This window comes from Paenibacillus enshidis (assembly GCF_042136365.1).
Classification (GTDB): Bacteria; Bacillota; Bacilli; order Paenibacillales; family Paenibacillaceae; genus Paenibacillus; species Paenibacillus enshidis.
In genome coordinates this window covers 281,500-304,081 of sequence record NZ_JBHHMI010000001.1, presented here as the reverse complement: position 1 = coordinate 304,081, position 22,582 = coordinate 281,500, and the positions used below count along the sequence as shown (strand labels likewise).

Below are 22,582 nucleotides of genomic sequence, written 5' to 3'. Positions count from 1 at the left end.
CCTAACTCCGGGTACGCTCCCTTACTCAGCCTCTGACGAGCTCTGAGGCTCCGTCCGGAGCCGCACGTCCGCCACAAGGTCCTTCTTCTCCAAAGGAACAAGCAGTTTTCCCGTGTCCTTGCGGCCCATTAACGGCACTTTCTCGGAAAGGAAGGCTACAGATTGCCCTTCGCTGGTAACAGCACTCAACTGCACAGCTTCCGTAATGTGGAAGGCGGCCATCAGCCTGGAGCCGTTCGGACGCACCCGCTTGCCTTCCTTGAATTCGAAGGTGGCGATGCCTTTGCCACCACGGCCCTGAACCGGATAATCAAGCAACAGCGTTCTTTTTCCGTATCCGAGATCGGACACTACCAAAATCTCTCCTTCATCTTCCTGAACCCACAGCGCGGCAATGACCTCGTCATCATCCGCCAGTTGGATACCACGAACACCTGCAGAGACACGTCCCATCGCATTCACCTCATTCTCACGGAAGCGAATGCTCATTCCGGCGCGGGTGACCAGCAGCAGGTCCTGCTTATTGTCGCTCAGCGCGACCGACAGCACTTCATCATCCGCAGCCACCTTGGCTGCGGCTACCGCGCTGGAGCGCTTGGTGGCGTAATCCTTCAGCTCTGTTCGTTTGACCTGGCCCTTGCGGGTGACAAAAACAAGACTTTTGCCCTCTTCTTCCATGTTCTTCACCGGAATGATGCTGACAATCCGGTCTTCCTTCGATAAAGGAATGACATTGACTATCGCCGTGCCCGGCTCCTTCCACTTGTATTCAGGAATCTGATGCACAGGCAGCAGGAAGTATTGCCCCCTCTGTGTGAAGACGAGCAGCGAGTCCAGAGTATTCACATCCAGCAGCTCTGTAATATAATCGCCTTCCTTAACTCCGGAGCCGTAGCGCTCTCCCCCGGAGCGGGTAAAGGACAACAGGCTGATCCTTTTTACATAGCCCTGCCTGGACAGGGTTACGAGCACATCCTCCGAGCTGACCATGACCTCAAGGTTCACCTTGATTTCTTCTACTTCCTCCTGAATCGCGGAACGGCGGTCGATGCCGAAGCGCTCGCGGATTTCCAGCAGCTCCTTGCGGATGACATTGATCAGCTTGCGGTCGCTGTCCAGAATGGCGCGCAGCTGGGCAATTTTCTTTTGGATGTCAGCCAGCTCTTTTTCCAGAGAAGTAATCTCCAGATTGGTCAGCCTGTACAGCTGCAGGGTCAGGATAGAGTCCGCCTGGCGCTCGCTGAAGCCGAACATCCACTGCAAATTGTTCTGCGCATCCTGACGGTTTTTGGATGCCTTGATCGCCGCGATCACCTCATCCAGAATATTAAGCGCTTTAACCAGACCTTCGAGCACATGAGCACGGTCCTCCGCCTTCTCCAGTTCAAATTGAATGCGGTTGGTAACGACTTCGCGCTGATGCGCAATGTAGGCCTCCAGGATTGCTTTCAGCCCCAGCTGATGCGGAGCCTTGTTCACGATGGCCACCATATTAAAGTTATAGGCTACCTGAAGATCCGTCTTCTTTAAAAAATAAGCCAGTATGCCTTCTGCATCGGCGTCTTTCTTCAGTTCAACCACAATCCGCAATCCTTCACGGCCGCTTTCGTCACGAACCTCGGCGATGCCCTCGACCTTTTTCTCCAGACGGATATTTTCCATGGCGGTAACCAGGCGGGATTTGACCACCTGATAAGGAATTTCGGTAATGACAATCTGCTGTTTGCCACCCCGCAACGATTCAATTTCCGTCTTGGAGCGGATATAGATGCGTCCCTTGCCTGTTCTGTACGCTTCCAGAATACCGTCCCCGCCCATAATCAGGCCGCCTGTCGGGAAGTCGGGACCCTTGATAAAGGTCATGATCTCTTCCAGTTCAATGGAAGGCTTCTCCATCACGGCGATGCAGGCATCGATCACCTCACGCAGATTATGAGTAGGGATTTCAGTAGCAAAACCCGAAGAAATGCCGCTGACCCCGTTGACCAGCAGATTCGGATAACGTGAAGGCAGTACAACAGGTTCTTTGGCCGTATTATCAAAATTGTCCTTGAACAGAACCGTCCGCTTCTCGATATCGCGCAGCATTTCCATCGCGATCGGCGAAAGCCTGGCTTCCGTATAACGCATGGCCGCAGCCGGATCGTCATCCCGCGAGCCCCAGTTGCCATGGCCATCAACAAGCACATGCGCCATTTTCCATGGCTGGGCCATCCGGACCATCCCCTCGTAAATCGGTGCGTCGCCATGGGGATGATAATTACCCATGACATCGCCGACGGTCTTCGCCGCCTTCCGGTACGGTTTATCCGGGGTATTGCCCGAATCGTACATGGCGTATAAAATGCGGCGCTGTACAGGCTTCAGACCATCGCGCACGTCAGGAATCGCCCGGTCCTGAATAATATACTTGGAATATCGGCCAAACCGGTCGCCAACAACCTCTTCCAGAAAAGCTGGCAAAAACTGTTCTGATATGCTCATCTAAGCACCTCTTTTTAAAAATAACCGTTCATCGTTGATGCCATGCATGAATGTCGTTTACTCTTCATATTCGGTAAAATCCACATTTTCAACAATCCATCTTTTGCGCGGATCCACCTTATCACCCATTAACGTTGACACCCTGCGCTCCGCCTTGGCCGCATCCTCAATCTGCACCTGTAAAAGAATGCGCGACTCCGGATTCATCGTCGTTTCCCACAGCTGATCCGGGTTCATCTCACCGAGTCCTTTATACCGCTGCAGCTCGAAGTTCTTCCCGAATTCCTTCAGATAGTTTTGCAGCTGCTCATCGCTCCAGGCATATCTGACCGTTTCCAGCTTGCCTGATTTGCGTGTGATTTTGTACAGCGGCGGCTGTGCGATATAGACCTTCCCGGCATCGATCAACGGCTTCATATAACGATAGAAGAACGTGAGCAGAAGCACTTGAATATGAGCGCCGTCCGTATCCGCATCCGTCATGATGATAATTTTCGAATAATTGCTGTCTTCAACGGAGAATTCCGTACCGATCCCCGCTCCGATCGCGGAAGTGATGGCGCGATACTCCTCATTCTTCAGAATGTCGGCCAGCTTCGCTTTCTCGGGATTCATCGGTTTGCCCTTCAGCGGCAAAATCGCCTGAATCTTGGAGTCCCGTCCCTGCTTGGCCGAGCCCCCAGCCGAATCTCCTTCAACGATAAACAGTTCGTTGCGCGTAAAGTCCTTGGACTGCGCAGGAGACAGCTTGCCGTTCAGATTGGAGCTCTCGCTGCGCTTTTTGCCTGAGCGCATTTCATCCCTTGCTTTTCTTGCCGCCTCACGCGCCTTGGAAGCCTGAATCGATTTCTTGATCAAAGTTTGGGCTACCTGCGGATTCTCCTCCAGAAAACGCTGCATGTTCTCGGCCACAATCGCATCCACAGTACTGCGCGCCGAAGCGCTTCCCAACTGATCCTTGGTCTGTCCGACAAATTCCACCTCAGACATTTTGACACTAATGACGGCCATCATGCCTTCACGCAGGTCATTGCCTTCGAGATTTTTTTCCTTCTCCTTTAGCATTCCGGTACGGCGGGCGTAATCGTTCATCACACGCGTATAGGCTGTTTTGAATCCGGTCTCATGTGTACCGCCGCCGCGGGTCGGAATGGAGTTCACGAAGGAAGCGAGCGTCTCCGTATAACCCGCATTATACTGAATAGCCACTTCCACCTCAATCTCTTCCTTTTCACCGGTGAAGTGAATCACATCGTGCAGGACGTCCTTGCCCTCATTCAAGAAGGCAACGAATTGGCTGGCCCCGCCCTCATAATAAAATTCATCGCTTTTGCCATTGGGCTCATCCTTTAGGACTACGCGGAGGCCGGAGTTGAGGAAAGCAATCTCCTGCAGCCGCTCGGCAAGCGTATCATAATTCAGATTAATGCCGTTCTGAAAGACACGAATATCGGGTTTGAACGTGATTTTGCTGCCGGTTTTGTTCGTATTCCCAAAGGTCTCAAGCCCGGTAACGGGTTCTCCGACATGCTCAACCCCCTGCTCATCCTGCCAATATTCAAACCGCTGGCGGTGAATTTTGCCTTCCCGGTAAATCTCTACTTCCAGCCACTCGGAAAGCGCGTTGGTTACGGACGCCCCTACGCCGTGCAGACCGCCCGATTTTTTATACCCGGAACCGCCGAATTTACCACCAGCGTGCAAAATCGTAAATACAACCTGGGGAGTCGGTATCCCCGTCTTATGCATTCCCGTTGGAATGCCCCGTCCGTTGTCCAATACAGTAACAGAACCGTCCTTATGCAGCGTAATTTCGATTCGGGAGCAAAATTTGGCGAGATGCTCGTCAACCGCATTGTCTACTATTTCCCATACCAAATGATGCAGCCCCGAAGAACTGGTGCTCCCGATGTACATGCCCGGCCGTTTCCGTACCGCCACAAGCCCTTCGAGAACTTGAATGTCGTCCGCCCCGTAATCCGAAGCCTGACGGTCATTCCCGTCAGTTCCCCTGGCGAACAAGTCGATTTGGTCGACCATTCATGCTCCCCCTTTGTCTAATCATGACCTTGTTTAAACCAAAAATGCAAACAGATGTTTTCTTTTATACTTTGTCCATTTTAATTCAATATATCCCGTTTCGTAAAGACGGCGAATGAAACGATCAGCGCTGATATACCCCAAACAGACAGCACAGTCAGGGAAAACGGCAATGTCATCCCCTCAATCGGCGCGGGGTTTCCAGCCAGATATGCTGTCAATCCGAGATTCACCATAAACAGATATTTTGCGCTTTCCCAGGAAGAAGCCATATTGGTCAGAATCGTGCCTGCGATCAATGCCGCCATCATGACCACTATGCTCGCCGCCGTACTGCGGAGAAGGACGGAAACCATAAACGCCAGCATGGCAACAATCATGCTCACAAACCAGATCAGCCCGCACTGCAGCAGCATGTATTTCCACTGCGGAACCGCCTGAACGGCTGACATATCCACATTCGAGCCGACAATCCGGAAACCGGTGAATACCGGCACCCCAAAACCTCTGTAACCGAAGAAAAGCCCGGAAATGAAATAGCTCATTGCAAAAGTGGATACCACTATGAGCGAGACAAACATAAAGAGCGCCAGCAGCTTGCTCAACAGCACCTTCCACCTGCGGACTGGCCTTGTAAGCAGCATCTTGATGGTGCCTGCCGTCCGCTCCCCGGATACGAGATCCGATGCGATCGCCATTATGAGCAGCGGGATGAACAGATTGACGGAATTGTCCATAAATTCACGGGTGAAGGTAACCGCTCCCGGCTCATTGGGATTGATGTCATGCTCTAAATAATACTGCATTTGCTGAATAAAAACACTTCGGTACCTTTTCCATTCCTCTGGGACCCGGTCGCTGCCAAGCGAGTTCTGGTTGTCCGTGATCGCCTGCTGAAGCTCAAGCCGCCAGTCGCCGCCAAATTTCTCGCGGTTTCTCTCCGCGGCTTTAAGCTGGGCATACGTAAATATAGGCACGAGGACGAGCAAAATGAGCAGAATGATATAAAATCTTTTTCTTTTCATAATTTTGATCGTCTCGTTCTTCACTAAAGGCAGTATGTTATTCAAGTACTTCACCCTCTGTCATCTTCAGGAATAGCTGCTCCAGAGTAGGATTGATCGGGCTTACACGGTGCACCTCGATGCCAGCCCCTGCGAGAAGGGCAACCAGTTCAGATATATGCCTTTCCTCCATTTCGGTGAATATCGCCCCTTCACCCGCAGAGGCAATGATGCTGTCATCCACCTGCTCGTCCGGCCGCTCAAGCACCTTGACGAACGGCGAGCTTAGAAGCAGAGCCATCCCTTGCTCACGCGGGTGCAGCTGCCAGACCGCGAGCCGCGAATGATCCGCGACCAGTTCCTTAACTCCGCCTACCGCAAGCACGTTGCCGTGGCTGATAATCGCCACCCGATCGCACAGCAGCTGAATTTCGCTCAGCAGGTGGCTGGATACGAATACGGCCATACCCTGCTCGGCAAGCGCCCTGATGAAAGCCCGCATTTCCTTGATACCCTTGGGGTCCAGCCCGTTCGTTGGCTCATCAAGAATCAACAGCTTCGGTCTGCCCAGCAGCGCTTGAGCAATGCCGAGCCGCTGCCGCATGCCCAGAGAATATGTACTGACCTTGTCGTGAATTCTGCGGTCCAGCCGAACGAGATTAACGACCTCCAGGATTCGTGACGCGTCGATACCCGACTGCATGCGCGCAAAGTGCTCCAGGTTTTCCCAACCTGTGAGATAGCCGTACATTTCGGGATTTTCCACAATTGAGCCGACATAAGTGAGCGCGCGCTCAGGGTCCCGGTTTACATTGTATCCGCAGACGCTGATCGTTCCCTCCGTCGGCTTGATCAAATCCACCAGCATGCGGATGGTGGTCGTTTTGCCGGCCCCGTTTGGCCCGAGGAAACCAAAAATCTCCCCTGCGTATACATCAAACGTTACATCCTGGATGATCCAGCGGCGTCCTATCTTTTTCTTTACATGCTGTACGGATAATACCGTTTCCCGCTCATGTGTGCCCATTATTCATCCGCCTCCCCGCCCGGCGATGCCGTGGCGAAACCCTGAACGATCCGTTCCGCAATGGCCTGATACCCTGCGCCGTTCGGGTGAAAATGGTCTGAAGAAAGGTAGGCAGTCAGGTTTTGTTCAAACAGGTCGAACGTCGGAATCACACTCATGTTATCGTTTTTGTTCGTAATCGTGAGCGCCGCCTCATTCCATTCGCTAACTACGGTATTGCCGGGAACTTTCAACTCCGCCAGATCGCTGAAAGGATTGTACAGGCCGAGATACAATATTCGCGCATCCGGATTGATGGCATGCAGCCTGTCCAGTATCTTCTGCAGGCGTGCCGAGGCAGCCGGCAAGGTTGTCCTCAACTGCTCTGCCGTCGGGGGCTCCGAGCCGCTCTGGAGAGCCTGTCCGCCTGCAAACAGATCGTTCCCGCCGATGGAGAGCATGATCACGTTGGCTTCCTTGAGAACATATTGTACACCTGTCTCGTCAAGTCTGGTCAAGAGGGCGTCCGTCGTAAGCCCGTTATTCCCAAGATTATTAATCAGCTTGGCATGTATCCCGTTTTTATCCAGCAGATCCACCGCTCTTCGCACGAATCCGCTTCCCGAGTCGTCCCCCGTTCCTCTGGCAAGCGAATCTCCGATAGCGATGGCTCTGATCTCATTCCCGGATGCAGGAGACGGAGCCTGTCCGCTTTCCGGCGCGGCAGCGGGCGGAGACACTGGCGCTGGCGAAAGATTCCCGGCAACAGCAGCTGCAAAACCATATATAAGAAGCAATGTGGCTGCAATGGACAAGGTGCTTGTTATTCTCCAGATCCAGCTCGTTGAATTCAACTTGCATACCTCCCGAATGCCCTAATCTACCTAAAGATAAAGCTTCTTTTTCCGATTTGCAAATTTCCCCTTTGCTGCGGGCGCCGGAAAGTGATTTTGTAAAGAACGCAAAAAAGCAGATCAGGAATCTCAGTATTCCCGATCTGCTTTTTCCTATTTCGTTTATTTTCCGACAAATTCCTGCACCCAGTAGCCGTTATAATAGCCGATACCGATCAGCGTGAAGTTCGGGCTCATAATATTTTTACGGTGTCCCTCACTGTTCATCCAGTCTTTCATGACCTCTTCAGGCGTCTGTTGCCCCATGGCAATATTCTCACCGGCATAGGAATAGGAAATGCCGAATTTCTTCATCATATCAAATGGTGAACCGTAGGTTGGCGAGTTATGATCAAAGTAGTTGTTCTTGCTCATATCCTTCGCTTTTTCCAGCGCCATGTTGGAAAGGTTCGTATGGCTGGTCAACGGTTTCAAACCTGCTTTGCTGCGTTCCTGATTTACGAGGGCGATAACTTGCGCTGTAAACTGCGACTTATCTGTTGATGGCTTAGTTGTAGTAGTGTCCGGATTGGACACCGGCTGTGTTGGAGCCGCCGGCTTGGATGCGGTTTGTCCGCTTTCCGGCAAGTTTACTGTATCTCCGGCATAACCGTTATCGTTGAGCCATTGTTGAATATAGGAAGACAAGTCCGTTGAAGAAGGCGCTGCCGCTGCCGATGCAGGCACAACCAATACTGCGGACAATGCTGCTGTCAGGGTTCCTGTTGTCAAAATCTTTTTCCACGTATGTTTCAAAGATCTCATCTCCCAATTTTAAAATTTACAAAAAGGTTACAAACTTGTCATCAACACATTGACAGTATAACATGATTCGACACGAGGTTTCTAACCCAAATTTATGGAAATTCACCTTCGGAATCACAGAAAAAGCCGCGGCAGAACCGCGGCTTTGTTGCTTCTAGTTATGTCTTACTTTTTGGTTGCATATTTTCTCATATCGATGGCGATTGCAGCCACGATGATGAGACCTTTAATAATCAGCTGCCAGTAAGGGCTGACCCCGATAAATGTCAAACCATAGTTGATAATGGTGAAAATGAATACCCCTACGAGTACACCTGGCACAGTTCCGATACCGCCGGAAGTGGATACCCCGCCCACGACACATGCCGCGATGGCGTCAAGCTCATACATGTTACCGTAGTTGTTCGTGGCACCGCCTGTACGTGCAGCTTCCAGCACCCCGGCCAGGCCGTACAGTGCGCCGGCAATCGCATAGATCCAGATCAGGTTTTTGGATACATTGATGCCGGATACCTTTGCAGCCTGAATATTGCCGCCGATAGCATACATGTTTTTACCAAGCTTTGTTTTGTTAAACACGACCCATACGATGACAGACACAACAATGGCAATGATGACGATGTACGGGATGGAAAATTCCCCGCTGCCGATGAATCCGGAGCCGATAGTCGTGAAATCAGGACGCAGACCGCCAATCGGCTGGGATACGTTCGGTTCCATATCAAAATACAAGGAGTTCAAGCCGTATACAGCAACCATGGTGCCGAGTGTGGCGATAAACGGCGGCACATTCAGCTTGGCTACAACCCAGCCATTGATCATACCGCACACCAGACCGATAATGACAGCCAGCGCAATCGGGATGATGACGTTCAGCTCCGGCATATCCGGGAAGAAGCGGCGCGGATAATCGGATACCTGCAGCATGGAAGCCGAGATGACGGCAGATAGTCCGACGATCCGTCCGGCAGACAGGTCCGTTCCGGCTGTAATCAAAATAAATGCCATACCGAGTGCAATGATAATACGGGTTGACGACTGTATGAGCACATCACGCAGTGTATTTACGGCTATAAAGCTCGGATCATAAACGGCAATGCCTACGATGAGTACGAATAATACGATATAGATTGCATTTTGAGACAAAAGTCCCTTCATTTTTACAGTATTCATAATGAATGTTTCCCCCTCTGATTCTCCCTAGTGCTGGGCAGCCAGCCTCATAATCTCTTCTTCTGTGGCCAGTTCGCCTTCCAGCATTCCTGTAAGGCGCCCTTCCGACATCACCATAATCCGATCGGACATACCCAGCAGCTCCGGCATTTCGGAGGAAATCATGATAATGCTTTTCCCCTGCTTCGCCAAATCGGAAATAATGCTGTAAATTTCAAATTTGGCGCCAACGTCGATGCCGCGTGTCGGCTCATCCAATAAAAGAATGTCAGGCTCGGTCAGCAGCCAGCGGGCGAGCAGCACCTTTTGCTGATTGCCGCCGGACAGGTTCATGATGAGCGCTTTCGTATTCGGCGTCTTCGTGCGCAGCTTCTCGACCATTTTGTCCGATTCGCTCCGCTTCCGTTTCTCATCAAGCAGCAGGTACGGCTTCTGGTAACGGTCCAGGTTGGCGATGGCCGCGTTCTCATGCACCGGCAGCACGGGAAAAATCCCCGTAACGCGCCGTTCCTCGGTCAACAGCGCGAAGCCCAACTTTTTGGCATCCTCCGGTGATTTGATTTTGACCGGTTTTCCGTTCATTTCAATCGTCCCGGATTCGATGGCCCTTAAGCCGAAGAGCGCCTCAATAACCTCCGTACGCTGTGCTCCGACCAATCCCCCAATCCCTAGCACTTCGCCCTTACGCAGCTCAAAGCTTACATCCTTGAACGATTTTGGCAGCGGGGAAGTTAATTTTTTTACACTCAGCACCACTTCGCCCGGCACATTCTCACGCTCCGGGAAACGTGAGGTCAGATCCCGCCCGACCATTCTTGAAATGATCAGATCCGTGGTCAGCTCGGCCGCAGGCCAGGTTCCTATTTTCTTACCGTCACGCATAATGGTGACATCGTCCGAAATTTGCAAAATTTCTTCCATTTTGTGCGAAATATATATGATTGCCACCCCCTGCTTTTGCAGGTCCCGAATGATGCGGAACAAATGCTCCACCTCGACACCTGTCAGGGATGAGGTCGGTTCATCCATGACGATAATTCGCGAATGGAATGACACCGCCTTGGCGATTTCGATCGATTGGATTTTGGATACGGACAGCTTGCCGACAAGGGTCTCAGGCTCAAGATCGATATCAAGCTGACGGAACAAATCTTCCGTATCGGCTTTCATTTTTTTGTGGTCAACAAATTGCAAGGGACCAATGCCCTTGGTGGGAAAACGGCCCAGCCAGATGTTTTCCATCACATTCCGGTGCGGCACCGGATGCAGCTCCTGGTGAATCATGGAGATTCCATGATTCAGGGCATCCTTCGAATTGTTGATTTCCGTTTTGACACCATTCAGCAGGATTTCTCCGCCGTCAGGCTTATAAATGCCGAAAAGGCATTTCATCAATGTCGATTTGCCGGCCCCGTTCTCACCCATCAGGGCATGAACCGTACCCGGCCGCACCTTCAGGGTCAGCCCGTCCAGCGCCTTGACACCAGGGAATTCCTTGGTAATGTCGTTCATTTCCAAAACATACTCATGTTGAGTCATCTGTTACGCCCCCTGCGTATTTGTCTTTAATGGAGAGGCACAGCACTCCTGGTTCCTATCCGGATAAAAGCGGAGCGGGTGAATGCTCACCCGCCCTGAATTTGTAACTGAGATTGTTACTCAACGGATGCGTCAGCGATATTATCCTTAGTGATTTTTTTGTAGGAAATCCACACATACTGATTGTCTGTAATGTCGAAGCCTACATTTTCTTTGCTAGGCGTTTCGCCTTTGGCAAGTGTTGAGCTCAGGTTAACGGCTGCTTTGCCTTGGCTGCCAGCATCATTCAATACGGTCCCCAGCAATGTGCCGTCTTTCAACGCCTGCAGTGCTGGTTCAGTCGCATCGACACCTACAACCGGCATATATTTGTCGCCCGTGAAATAACCTGCTGCTTTAAGAGCTTCTACAGCACCAAGTGCCATATCGTCGTTATTGGCCAACACAGCTTCGATCTTGTCGCCATTAGCGCCCAGGAATGCGGCCATTTTTTCCTGTCCTTTTACACGGTCCCACATCGCAGTATCTTCAGCAAGCTTCTCAACCTTGATGCCTGCATCTTCAATTGCTTTAACCGAGTATTGTGTACGCAACTCGGCGTCCTGGTGGCCTGGCTCGCCTTTCAGCATGACATACTGGAGAACGCCGTCCTTGTTTTTGTCCGCTTCAGGATTGTTTTTGAAATAATCCGCAACCAGCTGACCTTCCATCGTTCCGGATTCTTCGGCTTTGGCACCGACATAATACACTTTATCCCACTTCTTCATATCTTCCGGCAGCGGCTCGCGGTTCAGGAATACGACAGGAATATCCGCTGTCTTCGCCTTGTCGATGATGACACCCGCTGCTGTGCGGTCAACCGGATTCACGATCAAAGCGTCTTTTTTCTTGGTGATAAACAGATCCACTTTATCGTTTTGTGTTGGTTGGGAGTTTTGGCTGTCCACGATATCCACTTCTGCTTTTCCGGCCGCATTTTTTTCGATAGCGCTGCGGACACCGGACATAAATGTATCGTCAAATTTGTAGATCGCTGCCCCCACTTGCGGAAGATCACCGCCTCCGCCTCCGGCGCCACCTGAGGCAGATTTGCTTCCGGAAGAAGAACAGCCTGCCAGCGCTCCGCTGACCAAGGCACCTGCAAGGAGTACAAAAGTAACTTTTTTCATCAATGATTAGACCTCCTGGTACGGCTCTGTAGCCGCTTTCTCTTTTGTTTACGCTTTCATTATCCTTGAAAAAACGCCGTATTGTAATACAAAATCCTCATCAAAAATATGAAAATCCTCATCAATGTGTGAGGATTTTCATGGGTAAATAGTCCTTTCTCTATGTGGGCGAGCCGGGGCGCTACGTATACATGCCGAGAGACGCTTTGTAAAAATCATCTGACAAACGGGAACAGCTGCTTTTGATTTTCCGGCCACATCATGTTGTTTAAATCGATCAGCTTGGTGCCCGTGTCCGTCCGGTCGGGGACGTCCATGCCCTGGATGTACTCCACCGCCTGCTTCACGGCGAGATAGCCGTTACTGAACGGGTTTTGGATGACCGTCGCCTGCACGGTGCCCTCCTGCAGCATTTCCATCACCGCAGGCGGGCTGTCGAACGTTACAATCTTGACCTTCGGGACGAGACCGGCCTCGCGGACCGCCCGCCCGACGCCCAGTCCCGCCTCCCCGCTGAGGCCCACAATGGCATCCAGCTCCGGGTACCTCTTCAACATTGCGGCAGCCTCCTGATATGCCAGTTCCTGATCGGAGCCGCAGTACGCTGTCTCCACAATTGAGATGTCGGGAAAGCGTGCCAAATAATCCATCAAACCTTCTAGCCGCTGGTCCGCATTACGCGCTCCCTTCACAAAATTAATGATCCCGATTTCCGCTTCCGGTCCGGTAAGCGTGCTCAACCGTTCGGCCGCAAGCTGTCCGGATGCGTAATTGTTTGCGCCAATAAAGGCAACTGGACGAGCTGACGCGACCTCCGCATCCATCGTGATGACCGGGATGCCAATGGCCCGATCCGTTACCTGAGCCAGAGCCATATAATCGCCCGCCGCCAGAATGATAGCATCCGGGTCCGCTTGGATAGAGGCTTCCATCAGTTTGATTTGTCCCTCGATATCCGTTTCACGGTTTGGGCCGCGAAAATTCAGCTTTACATTAAACTCCTTGGCGGCAACCTCTGCTCCCAATTTTACTGTATTCCAATACTCGCTGTCCTTCTGTTTGACGATCATATCGATCTGCAGCGGTGTAGTGACGGCTGTTGGCTCTACGTTCTGCTCCCCGCAGCCGGACAGCAGCCCGATGAACAGGCAAAGTCCAATCAGCGCATTCCATTTAAAGCGTCTCATGCTCCACCCCTCCCCGGTGCGCCATCTTCATACGGCAAGGCTGGTATCCTGATCGTGACCGTCGTCCCTTCTTCCAGCTCACTTTCAAAATGAAGTCCATACCCGTCTCCGTAATAGAGCTTGATCCGCTTATGCACATTGGCAACTCCTACGCCGGACCCTTTTTCGGATCTGTGTTCTCCGGTCAGAATTCGTTCCAGCGTCTCCTCTCTCATCCCCAGTCCGTTGTCGGTGACGGTGATCAGGATATCCCCGCCGTCAGCCCGTGTGCTGATGCGGATCAAGCCCTTGTCCGCCATTTCCTCGATGCCATGCACAATGGCGTTCTCCACGATAGGCTGCAAAATCAGCTTCAGACATTGGAAGTGCCGCAGCCCTTCATCCGCCTCAATGATATAATCAAAACGTTCCTTGTAACGCACCTTCTGAATGATCAGATAATGGCGTACATGCTCCAGCTCATCCCCCAGCGAAATAATCTGCTTGCCCTTGCTGAGACTGATGCGAAAGAACTTGGATAATGAGGTGATTGCTTTAACCACTTCGTCATTTTGCCCTCTCTCCGCCAGACGAATCACCGTGTTCAGCGTATTGTACAGAAAATGCGGATTGATCTGGGCCTGCAGCACGTCAAGTTCGCTCTTGCGTTTTGCCTCCTGCTCGCGGATGCTTTGCTCCATCAGCTCGCGGATGCGGGCCAGCATCCGGTTGAAGCTGCCGGACAGCTGCTCGATTTCGTCCGCTCCCCGCACCTGAATTGGCGTATACAGATCTCCCTTTTCCACTTTGCGCACCGCTTTTTCCAGCCGCTGTATCGGCTTGGATATGCTTGCCGAAACGAGGACGGATAAAATGAGCACCACCATGAGGACCTCCGCCAGAAACCAGACGATAAAACTGTTCAGCTCCTGTTTGGTCGTCAATATTTCCTCCGGAAAAGCAACACCAACAATTTTCCAGCCGATCGGATTGACCGTCTTGACAGTAATGAGCCGTTCTTCCCCTGTGGATTGATCGATATACCTGCCATAGGAGTAGCTCAGGACTGGCTCGATATTCTCATATTTCAAGCCGGCGTATATAAGCTGCTGCTGTGGATGGTATACGATGTTGCCTTGTGAATCAATAATGTACACATAACCCCGCTTGCCCAGACTGACCCTTTTCGAAAGCTCATCAATCGTCCTGAAATTAACGTCCACCAGCAGAATGCCTTTCTTGACCTCTCCCCCCTGGCGGTAAGCAACCTGTCCGCTCATGGAAACAACCCATTTGTACTGACCCGGGAACAGATTCTGGATGTGGGGAGGAGAAAAGGTCATTCCCCCCTCTCCCCGCAGCGCGCTCTCGAACCAGCTTTGCGAAATCAGATTCGTGTTCCGCTGCAGCTTCCGGTCCGGCATGTCCAGCACCATGTCTCCCCCGGGGGTGAACAGCGCGAAGGAAACGACATCCTGTCTCGTTCCGAGCACGGCCGACAGCTGCTCATGCAGCTTGCTGTCCGAGATGTCCTCCGCCGCGGCGATTCGCTCACCGGCCACCTCGTAGATGCCCATCATGCCCTCCACATATATTTCCAGATTATAGCTCACCTGCCCGATAATCTGCTGAATGTTAAGAAAAGCGTTCTCCTCCGCCGTGTTCGAAAATTTGTTGTACAACAAACCGCTGACGACCAAAACGATAAAAACGGTCAGCAGCATAAAAGACAAGCCGATTAAGAAGCGGATGCTTCTCCATGGCAATGACCCGAGCATTGCACGAAGACGGCCGAGCAGTCCTGCCAAAGATGTTATTTTCATGCTGTCGGTTCAGCCTCCTCGGGAGCTGTTGCGGTATTCTTTAGGTGTGATGTTGAACGTCTTCCGGAAGCAGTAGCTGAAATAGTTGGAGTCCGAAAAGCCGGTTTTCTCCGCAATTTCAAACGCCTTCAGATCGGTAGCGCGCAACAGCTCCTTGGCCTCTTCCATACGCAGCTGCATCAGGTAACCGACAAAGGTCATCTTCATCTCTTTTTTGAAAATACTGCTGAAGTAACCTGCGCTGATATGAAGATGGCTGCATACCTTGGCGATGGACAGGTCGCTGTCGCTGAAATGCTCGCGCATAAACGCCTTGGCTTCCTCCACGAGCTTGCTGTACCCAGTTTCACGACGGCTGGAAATCAGACGGATCAGCGTATTGCAGGCATACGTAAACCACTGCTTTACCTCGGGCAAATTGTTCAGCCGGTATACCTCCGCAACCGGATTGGAAGCCGCGCCGAACACGGACTCGATCCCGATGCCGGCCTCACGTGTCACTTTAAGGATTACCGTCAAAATTTCCAAAAGGTATACCTGGTAGTCCTGGACAGATACTGCGACAGGCTCCAGATCAGTAAACAGGCTGTCCATCAGTTCAGCCAGTTCGGCGGAGGTGCCCACCTTCAATGTCCGTATGAGCGCCTGCTCCTTCAGGTCGTCAAAACGGAGCAGATCGGCTCTGCCTGACTCCACATCATCAATTAAAATAATGCGATTGTTGCCAAGCACAAACCTGTAGTTCAACGCTCCGCAGGCGCTTTCATAGGAGATATAAGTGTTTTCAGCTTCCCTGAACTCGGTCCCGGCTCCGATCGTAACGGTGAGCTTTAAATATTTCTCCACACTGACCCGGATTTCATCCAGCCCGTTCAGGACATTGCGGGTAAATTGCTCGCTCTCCTGCCCGCGGCGGACAGACAGCAGCACGATATGATCCTGATGCATGAACACAAGGCCGCTTCCCTTCCTGCCCATGATTTCCTCTGCGATATTCAGCACCGCAAACAGCTGCAGCTGCCGGTTGCCCGAACTGCGCAGCGAAATGCCGTTACTGCTGTCTGCTGGCCCGGACCAGTGATTCCCGTGAAGCCGGTCTATCGAAATCACCGCTGCCATATAACCTTCTCCAGACAGATCCAGATCGTACAGCCGCGATTTCTCTGTTATTTCCGTCTGCGGCAGGCGTCTTGAAATGAGCGAAATCAGAAAAAGCTCGCGCAGCAGCGGCAAGCTCCGTTTGTAATGATCCTGAAGCACCTGCAGATTTTCTTTATCCGCAATTTCACTTTCAATGCGGCTTTTCACCTTCAGCAGTACATCCACCAGCTCACCCGCCGAAAATGGCTTGAGCACATATTCGTCGATATGCAGCTTGATGGCCCGCTGGGCATACTCAAATTCGTCGAAGCCTGTCAAAATAATAATTTTGGCTGTCGGCGCATGAAGCCGCACCCATTCTGCCAGCTGCAGACCATCCATAAAAGGCATCTGAATATCGGTGACGATGACGTCAGGCTGATGTTTCTCTACAAGCTCGCATGCCTCCCTGCCGTTCTCGGCCGTGGCGATGACTTCAAAGCCGTGTCCCTTCCAATCAATTTGCTCCAGCAGTCCCTCACGGACGTCCTGCTCATCATCTACCAGAATTAGTTTGTACATTGCATCATCCCTCATATCCTAAAACTTTGAAACAAGTGAATGTCCTTGAGTCGCCGTTTCGTGAAAGCGTTTCCCAAAAATCACTTTGGTATTGTATTATATCCTGTGCAGGAAGTAAATAGGGCAGAAAAAAAGAGCCGGCCACTTCCGTGCCGGATCAGGTTCATCACTATTTTTATCTGCTATTTGAGCTTTTTGATCAGTCGATAACCATGTTTTTCAAACCCGATGTGTTCGTAAAAATCGAGCGCGACCGCATTCCGTTCACGATTTGCGCCTGTGACTACCATATGCACGCCTCCGTGCTCACTGCCCCACGTCTCCGCCTGTGCAACAAGCCTTCTGCCGATTCCCTCGCGACGGTATTCATTGCTGACAATCAGCAGCATGATCTGTGCGGCAGGCTCGGGATAGGCGTGGCTTTGCACGATCTGAACGCCGATGGCGCCGGCTACCTTTCCGTCAACCTCTGCCATCATGATGCAGGCATTAGGATCAGCTTCAATGGATTCCATACGTTCGCGCATGACGGCGCAGGTCATCGGATAATTGATTTCCCGCATCAAACCTGTAACGCATTCGCAGTCACTGAGCTCACCGGTCCGAAGCGTCAGCTCCGGAGCCAAAACGTTATTTGACATGGTTTACGTTAACCTCCACTTTAAGCTTATTAGCAGCTTCATTTGCAATTTTACGGGCTGTTTCCACTTCATCGGCCGTGCTTAATGCTACAGCCATCCGCCGGCCCACTTTCGTCTCCGGCTTGCCAAATATTCTTACCTGAGTACGAGGCAGCTTCAGCGCTTCCTCTATTCCGGCCACCGCATAATCCTCAGCGGCAGTATTCGCTTTAAGCGTGGCGGAAGCCCCTGGGACGAGCAGTTGTACCTCGTGTACTGGCAGCCCGAGAATAGCCCGCACATGCAGAGCAAATTCGGATAAATCCTGCGTTGCCATCGTCACCATCCCGGTATCATGAGGACGGGGAGATACTTCGCTGAAGACGACACCGGTGGATGTCAGAAACAGCTCGACACCGAAGATCCCGTATCCTCCCAGCTCATCCGTAATACGGCGCGCTATGTCCTGTGCCTGCTCCAGTTGGCCGTCTGTCATCTGATGGGGCTGCCATGATTCAACATAATCCCCGTCCTTCTGAATATGCCCGATTGGCGGGCAAAAGGTTGTCCCGCTTGCCGAACGTACGGTAAGAAGCGTGATTTCGCTTTCAAACGGAACAAAGGCCTCGACAATGACGCGAGCCGTACGGCCACGTGCCCCTTTCAGAGCCGCATTCCAGCAGGCAGGCGCTTCTTCGGGTGTCCGGCAGACAGATTGTCCCTTGCCCGAGGAGCTCATCAGCGGCTTCACCACACATGGCGTACCAAGCTCGGCCACCGCATGCTGCAGCTGCTCCAGGTTATCGGCAAAGCGGTACGCTGCTGTAGGCAGTCCCAGCTGTTCGGCTGCCAGCCGGCGAATCCCTTCGCGATCCATCGTAAGACGCGCAGCGCGGGCGGTTGGCACTACCTTGAAGCCCTCCTGCTCCAACTCTTCCAGCGCATGGGTTGCAATCGCCTCAATTTCGGGGACGATCAGATCAGGCTGCTCCTTGCGGATCAGCGATTTCAAGGCTTCAGGGTCTTGCATATCGATACAATAGGACCGATGGGCTACCTGCATCGCTGGCGCATGCTCATAACGGTCCACGGCAATGCATTCCACACCGTATCGCTGTGCCTCAATAATGACTTCTTTTCCGAGTTCGCCGCTGCCAAGCAGCAGCATTTTTTTCGCTCCAGCGGAAAAAGGAGCACCCCACATTTTGTTCCTTCCCCCTCAGACGATATAGCTCGTTCATCTTTATTTTCAGGGTTCACGGCCAATAATGCAATAGTGCTCCGCAATTTTCTTTACAAAAAACGTGATTTTGCGATAATTTTTTTACAAAAATCTGAATTGTGCTTCAACAAGCCCACGATAAACCCCTTGTTTTTTCATTAACTGGTCATGATTTCCTGACTCCACGATCTCGCCATGATCCAGCACGATGATGTTGTCGGCGTTTCGGATCGTCGACAGCCGGTGTGCAACCATGAAAGAAGTCCTGCCTTTCAGCAGCACCTTCAGGGCATCCTGGATTTTCACCTCCGTCTCGGTGTCGATGCTTGCCGTGGCCTCATCCAGAATGAGGATGCGCGGGTTCGCCAGCAGGGAGCGGGCGAAAGACAGCAGCTGTCTTTGCCCCATCGAAAGCACCGTTCCCCGCTCCTCGACCTCTGTCTCATATCCGCCAGGCAGCTGTGTAATAAATTCATGAGCGTGCACAGCTTTGGCAGCGGCCTCAATCTCCTCATCTGTGGCTTCGAGGCGGCCGAACCTTATATTTTCGCGGATGGTGCCGGAGAAAATGAACGTGTCCTGCAGCACGATACTGATCTGGCTGCGCAGGCTCTCCACCTGGACATCCCGGATGTCGTAGCCGTCAATCGTCAATTTGCCTGAAGTAATGTCGTAAAAACGGCTCAACAGGTTAATGATGGTACTCTTGCCGGAGCCGGTATGACCGACGAGCGCAATGGACTCCCCGGCCTTGACGGATAAGCTGATGCCCTTCAAAGCCTGCCGCCCTTTCTCATACTCAAACACGATATTCTCCAGCTCGATATCCCCGCGGATCGGCGGCAGCGGCACGGCCCCCGGTTTATCGGAAATGGCCGGTTTCTCGTCCATAAACTCAAAAATGCGCTCTGAGGATGCCATCGCCACGAGCAGCTGGTTGTACATTTGCCCGAGCCGGTTAATGGGGTCCCAGAAATTGCCGACATAGGTGGCAAAGGCCACCAGATACCCGATGGTCAGTTGATTGCTCTCGATCAGATATGAGCCGAACCAGAACAGCACGAGCGTCCCCAGGCCCCCGGTAATTTCAATCAGCGGCCCGAACCCCTGGTTCATCGCGGACGCCTTGTCCCAGGAATTTTTGCTGGAAAGGTTCATGCGATCAAAGAAGGCCATGTTTTCATGCTCCTGCGTATACGCCTGGGTTACGCGAATCCCCTGAATGGATTCATTCAGATGGGAGTTGATGCGGGAGTTTTTCATTCTGACATCCTGCCAGGCGCGGCGTATCCGCACCCGCAGCCTGGTGGAGATGATGAACATCAACGGCACGGTCAGCATGACCGCCAGTGCCAGCTTCCAGTTGATCAGCAGCAGAATGACGATGATGCCTGACAGCTGCACGCAATCGATGAGCACGTTCACCGCGCCGTTCGTAAACAGATCCTGCAGCGAATTGATATCATTCGTGACACGGACGAGCACGGAGCCTGCCGGCCGTTTGTCAAAAAAGTTGAACGACAGCTTCTGGATATGCTTGAAGAGGTCGGCTCTGAGATCATAAATGACGCGCTGGCCGATAATATTCGTATATTTGATCCGGTACACATTCGCGCCCCACTGAATGATGTAAAGCACCAGAACCATTCCGGTCAGGGTCAGCAGCAGCTTGAGATTGGGAACCGTGATCGCCTTGTCAATAGCCTGGCTGGTCAAATACGGCACGGCAAGCTTTGTCATCGTGCCCAGCACCATCATCAGCGCAATCAGGGGAAGCATTTGTCTCGCGTAAGGCTTCATATAAGCGAACAGCCGCCTGAATTCCACCCAGTTAAACGGCTTGTCGATCACTTCGTCATCCTGATAAACAAAGCGTTCATTCATCGGCTTAGCCTGTGATTCTTCCTGCCGTTTACGCCTCTTGAAAACGGAATTTTCGCTTCTCTGCATGTTCATATTCATGGATTCACCTTCTCCGCTGCGCTGGCCGTCTGCGCAATATGGTCTGCATATTGAATTTGATAGACGTCCTGGTATACCCCCGGCGTGGACGTCAGCCCCTCGTGGGTTCCCCGCTGCACGACCCTGCCCTCCTCCAGCACCAGAATTTCATCGGCATGCCGGAGCGAGGAGATGCGGTGCGCGATAATAAAGGTCGTTCTTCCCTTCATAACCTCTTTAAAGCCAGCCTGAATCTCGTGCTCGGTTTCCATATCGACAGCGCTCGTCGCGTCGTCCAGGACGAGTATTTTCGGGTTCTTCAGCAGGGCACGAGCGATGGCGATGCGCTGCTTCTGTCCGCCAGACAGACCCAACCCCCGTTCGCCCACGACGGTGTCGTAGCCATCCGGCAGCTCGCTGATGAAATCATGCGCTTGGGCCAGCTTCGAAACACGAATGATCTCTTCCATGCTCACATTGTTCATCCCGTAGGAAATGTTGTTGCGGATGGAGGAAGAGAATAGAAAAGTCTCCTGAAACACGGACGCGATCTGGGAGCGCAAATCCTTGATTTTGATATGGCGGATATCCATGCCGTCCAGCTTGATGCTGCCTTCATTCACGTTGTAGGCGCGCATCAGCAGCTGAATAATAGTCGATTTCCCGGAGCCCGTACCCCCGAGCAGCCCGATTACGGAGCCGGGAGGCGCATCGATATTGATGTCGACGACGGCGGGCATTTTGTTCCCGTAAGCAAACGTTACATTTTCGAAGGTAATATGACCCCGGACCTTGGCGGGATCGAGCCTGATCACACCATCTTCATCCTTGACGTCCACCCGCTGGTGCAGCAGTTCAAGCACCCGTTCCCCGGAGGCTTTGGATTGCGTATAGTTGTTGATATGGAACCCGATGCTCCACATCGGCCCGATGATATACCAGATCAGGCTGAAAAAAGCGACCAGCTCGCCCAGCGTCAAGGATTGGCGGATGACCAGGTAACCGCCCACGCCCATAAGCAGCACAACACTGACCGAGGCCAGCAGCTCCATGACCGGAAAATAGCGGCTCCACAGCTCTGCCGCGTTCAGCTGGTTTCTCTTGTAATACTCATTGCGCACCGTAAATTTACCCACTTCATGGGCCTCACGCGCAAAGGACTTCACCGTACGCACACCGGTGATGTTCTCCTGTACAGCTGTTGTCAAAGAGCTCAGGGCCTGACGCATATCTTGAAAGGTCGGGTGAATCTTGGATTCGAATTTGAGAGCGACAAAGGTGAGGAGCGGCATGCTGATGAGCGTAATCAGCGTCAGCTGCCAGTTAATGGTCAGCATGACCACTGCGCCGAAAACGAGCATCAGCAGCAAGTTGAGCAGCTGGGCGAACCCGAAGCCGATGAAATTGCGGATTGCTTCCAGGTCCCCGGTAAGGCGGGACATGAGGTCTCCGGTTTTGGCGGTATCATAATAGCGGAAAGATAGAAACTGAAGCTTCTCGTAACAGGCATTGCGAAGACGGTAGGCCAAAAAGTTCCCCAGCCTGCCGCCGAAAAATCCGTGGAGAAATTGCATAAAGGATTTGAGGATCACGACTCCCAGAGCCGTCAGGGCAAGCATGGGAACGTCTTCAAAATTGCGAGGCACAATTACGTCGTCAATCAACCGCCGAAGCAGTGTCGGGTACACAAGCCCGAGCGCGGTGGCTATGGCAAGGCATAGGATTGAAAAGAGCAAGTAGTGCCTTCTCTCCTTGAAGAAGCCCTGCAGCTGCCTGAGAACATCCATGAGTTTTTCCCTCCATTAACTGTTCATAATTTGTAATGACAATTATGAAGTTTATCACCCGCTTTACAGAGCGGCAAAGAGGATTACCCGCTGTATTCGGGCAGGAATCCCCACATTTAACCAACGGTGTTTTGAAAACGTATTATTTTAATGAAATAGGGAAAATAACTCCCGTTTGCTTCCTTTTTTCAACGTTCAGGCATACATAAAAGGCAGCCTTTCCTCATAGGATAAGGCTGCCTTTGGGCATTGTGGTATAAAGGCTGAAAAAATGAGCGGGCATGCTGC

Annotated in this window: 16 protein-coding genes; all 16 read right to left on the bottom strand. The window is 52.1% G+C overall.

From position 1 onward, the window contains the following. Window positions 1-21: 21 nt before the first annotated feature. The 16 genes from gyrA to ACE41H_RS01180 all read right to left on the bottom strand — a co-directional run bounded on the left by gyrA (window position 22) and on the right by ACE41H_RS01180 (window position 22,294). Window positions 22-2,484, bottom strand: coding sequence for a DNA gyrase subunit A (gene gyrA, locus ACE41H_RS01255; RefSeq protein WP_375352741.1), 2,463 nt, complete (start codon window positions 2,482-2,484; stop codon window positions 22-24). Window positions 2,485-2,541: 57 nt separating this feature from the next. Further along, window positions 2,542-4,524: a DNA topoisomerase IV subunit B gene (parE, locus tag ACE41H_RS01250; RefSeq protein WP_375352739.1), complete on the bottom strand. Its 1,983-nt coding sequence runs from the start codon at window positions 4,522-4,524 to the stop codon at window positions 2,542-2,544. Window positions 4,525-4,604: 80 nt separating this feature from the next. Further along, window positions 4,605-5,594, bottom strand: a complete 990-nt coding sequence (locus ACE41H_RS01245) for an ABC transporter permease (protein WP_375352738.1) — start codon at window positions 5,592-5,594, stop codon at window positions 4,605-4,607. Beyond that, window positions 5,587-6,555: an ABC transporter ATP-binding protein gene (locus tag ACE41H_RS01240; RefSeq protein WP_375352737.1), complete on the bottom strand. Its 969-nt coding sequence runs from the start codon at window positions 6,553-6,555 to the stop codon at window positions 5,587-5,589. The genes ACE41H_RS01245 and ACE41H_RS01240 overlap by 8 nt, the downstream gene beginning before the upstream one ends. Continuing rightward, a complete protein-coding gene (locus ACE41H_RS01235; protein ID WP_375352735.1) occupies window positions 6,555-7,388 on the bottom strand; it encodes a GDSL-type esterase/lipase family protein in 834 nt (277 codons plus the stop codon). The genes ACE41H_RS01240 and ACE41H_RS01235 overlap by 1 nt, the downstream gene beginning before the upstream one ends. A 162-nt stretch (window positions 7,389-7,550) precedes the next feature. Continuing rightward, window positions 7,551-8,183 carry a CAP domain-containing protein gene (locus ACE41H_RS01230; protein ID WP_375352734.1) on the bottom strand — a complete coding sequence of 211 codons (633 nt, stop codon included), beginning with the start codon at window positions 8,181-8,183 and terminating at the stop codon, window positions 7,551-7,553. 174 nt (window positions 8,184-8,357) lie between these two features. Beyond that, a complete protein-coding gene (gene mglC, locus ACE41H_RS01225; RefSeq protein WP_375352733.1) occupies window positions 8,358-9,365 on the bottom strand; it encodes a galactose/methyl galactoside ABC transporter permease MglC in 1,008 nt (335 codons plus the stop codon). Window positions 9,366-9,392: 27 nt separating this feature from the next. Next, on the bottom strand, window positions 9,393-10,904 hold the full coding sequence (locus ACE41H_RS01220; protein WP_375352731.1) for a sugar ABC transporter ATP-binding protein: 1,512 nt from the start codon (window positions 10,902-10,904) through the stop codon (window positions 9,393-9,395). Window positions 10,905-11,020: 116 nt separating this feature from the next. Beyond that, the gene (locus ACE41H_RS01215) at window positions 11,021-12,073 is read right to left on the bottom strand and encodes a galactose ABC transporter substrate-binding protein (protein WP_375353142.1); all 1,053 of its coding nucleotides are present in this window, start codon (window positions 12,071-12,073) and stop codon (window positions 11,021-11,023) included. Between the two features lie 215 nt (window positions 12,074-12,288). Next, window positions 12,289-13,260 carry a substrate-binding domain-containing protein gene (locus ACE41H_RS01210; RefSeq protein WP_375352730.1) on the bottom strand — a complete coding sequence of 324 codons (972 nt, stop codon included), beginning with the start codon at window positions 13,258-13,260 and terminating at the stop codon, window positions 12,289-12,291. Continuing rightward, entirely contained in the window at window positions 13,257-15,062 is a 1,806-nt protein-coding gene (locus ACE41H_RS01205) for a sensor histidine kinase family protein (protein WP_375352728.1), read from the bottom strand. The genes ACE41H_RS01210 and ACE41H_RS01205 overlap by 4 nt, the downstream gene beginning before the upstream one ends. A gap of 9 nt (window positions 15,063-15,071) precedes the next feature. Next, window positions 15,072-16,724, bottom strand: coding sequence for a response regulator transcription factor (locus tag ACE41H_RS01200; RefSeq protein WP_375352726.1), 1,653 nt, complete (start codon window positions 16,722-16,724; stop codon window positions 15,072-15,074). A gap of 182 nt (window positions 16,725-16,906) precedes the next feature. Then, window positions 16,907-17,365 carry a GNAT family N-acetyltransferase gene (locus tag ACE41H_RS01195; protein ID WP_375352724.1) on the bottom strand — a complete coding sequence of 153 codons (459 nt, stop codon included), beginning with the start codon at window positions 17,363-17,365 and terminating at the stop codon, window positions 16,907-16,909. Further along, entirely contained in the window at window positions 17,355-18,548 is a 1,194-nt protein-coding gene (gene purT / locus ACE41H_RS01190; protein ID WP_375352722.1) for a formate-dependent phosphoribosylglycinamide formyltransferase, read from the bottom strand. The genes ACE41H_RS01195 and purT overlap by 11 nt, the downstream gene beginning before the upstream one ends. Window positions 18,549-18,668: 120 nt before the next feature. Continuing rightward, entirely contained in the window at window positions 18,669-20,516 is a 1,848-nt protein-coding gene (locus ACE41H_RS01185; RefSeq protein WP_375353140.1) for an ABC transporter ATP-binding protein, read from the bottom strand. A gap of 8 nt (window positions 20,517-20,524) precedes the next feature. Continuing rightward, a complete protein-coding gene (locus ACE41H_RS01180; protein WP_375352720.1) occupies window positions 20,525-22,294 on the bottom strand; it encodes an ABC transporter ATP-binding protein in 1,770 nt (589 codons plus the stop codon). Between the last annotated feature and the right edge of the window lie 288 nt (window positions 22,295-22,582).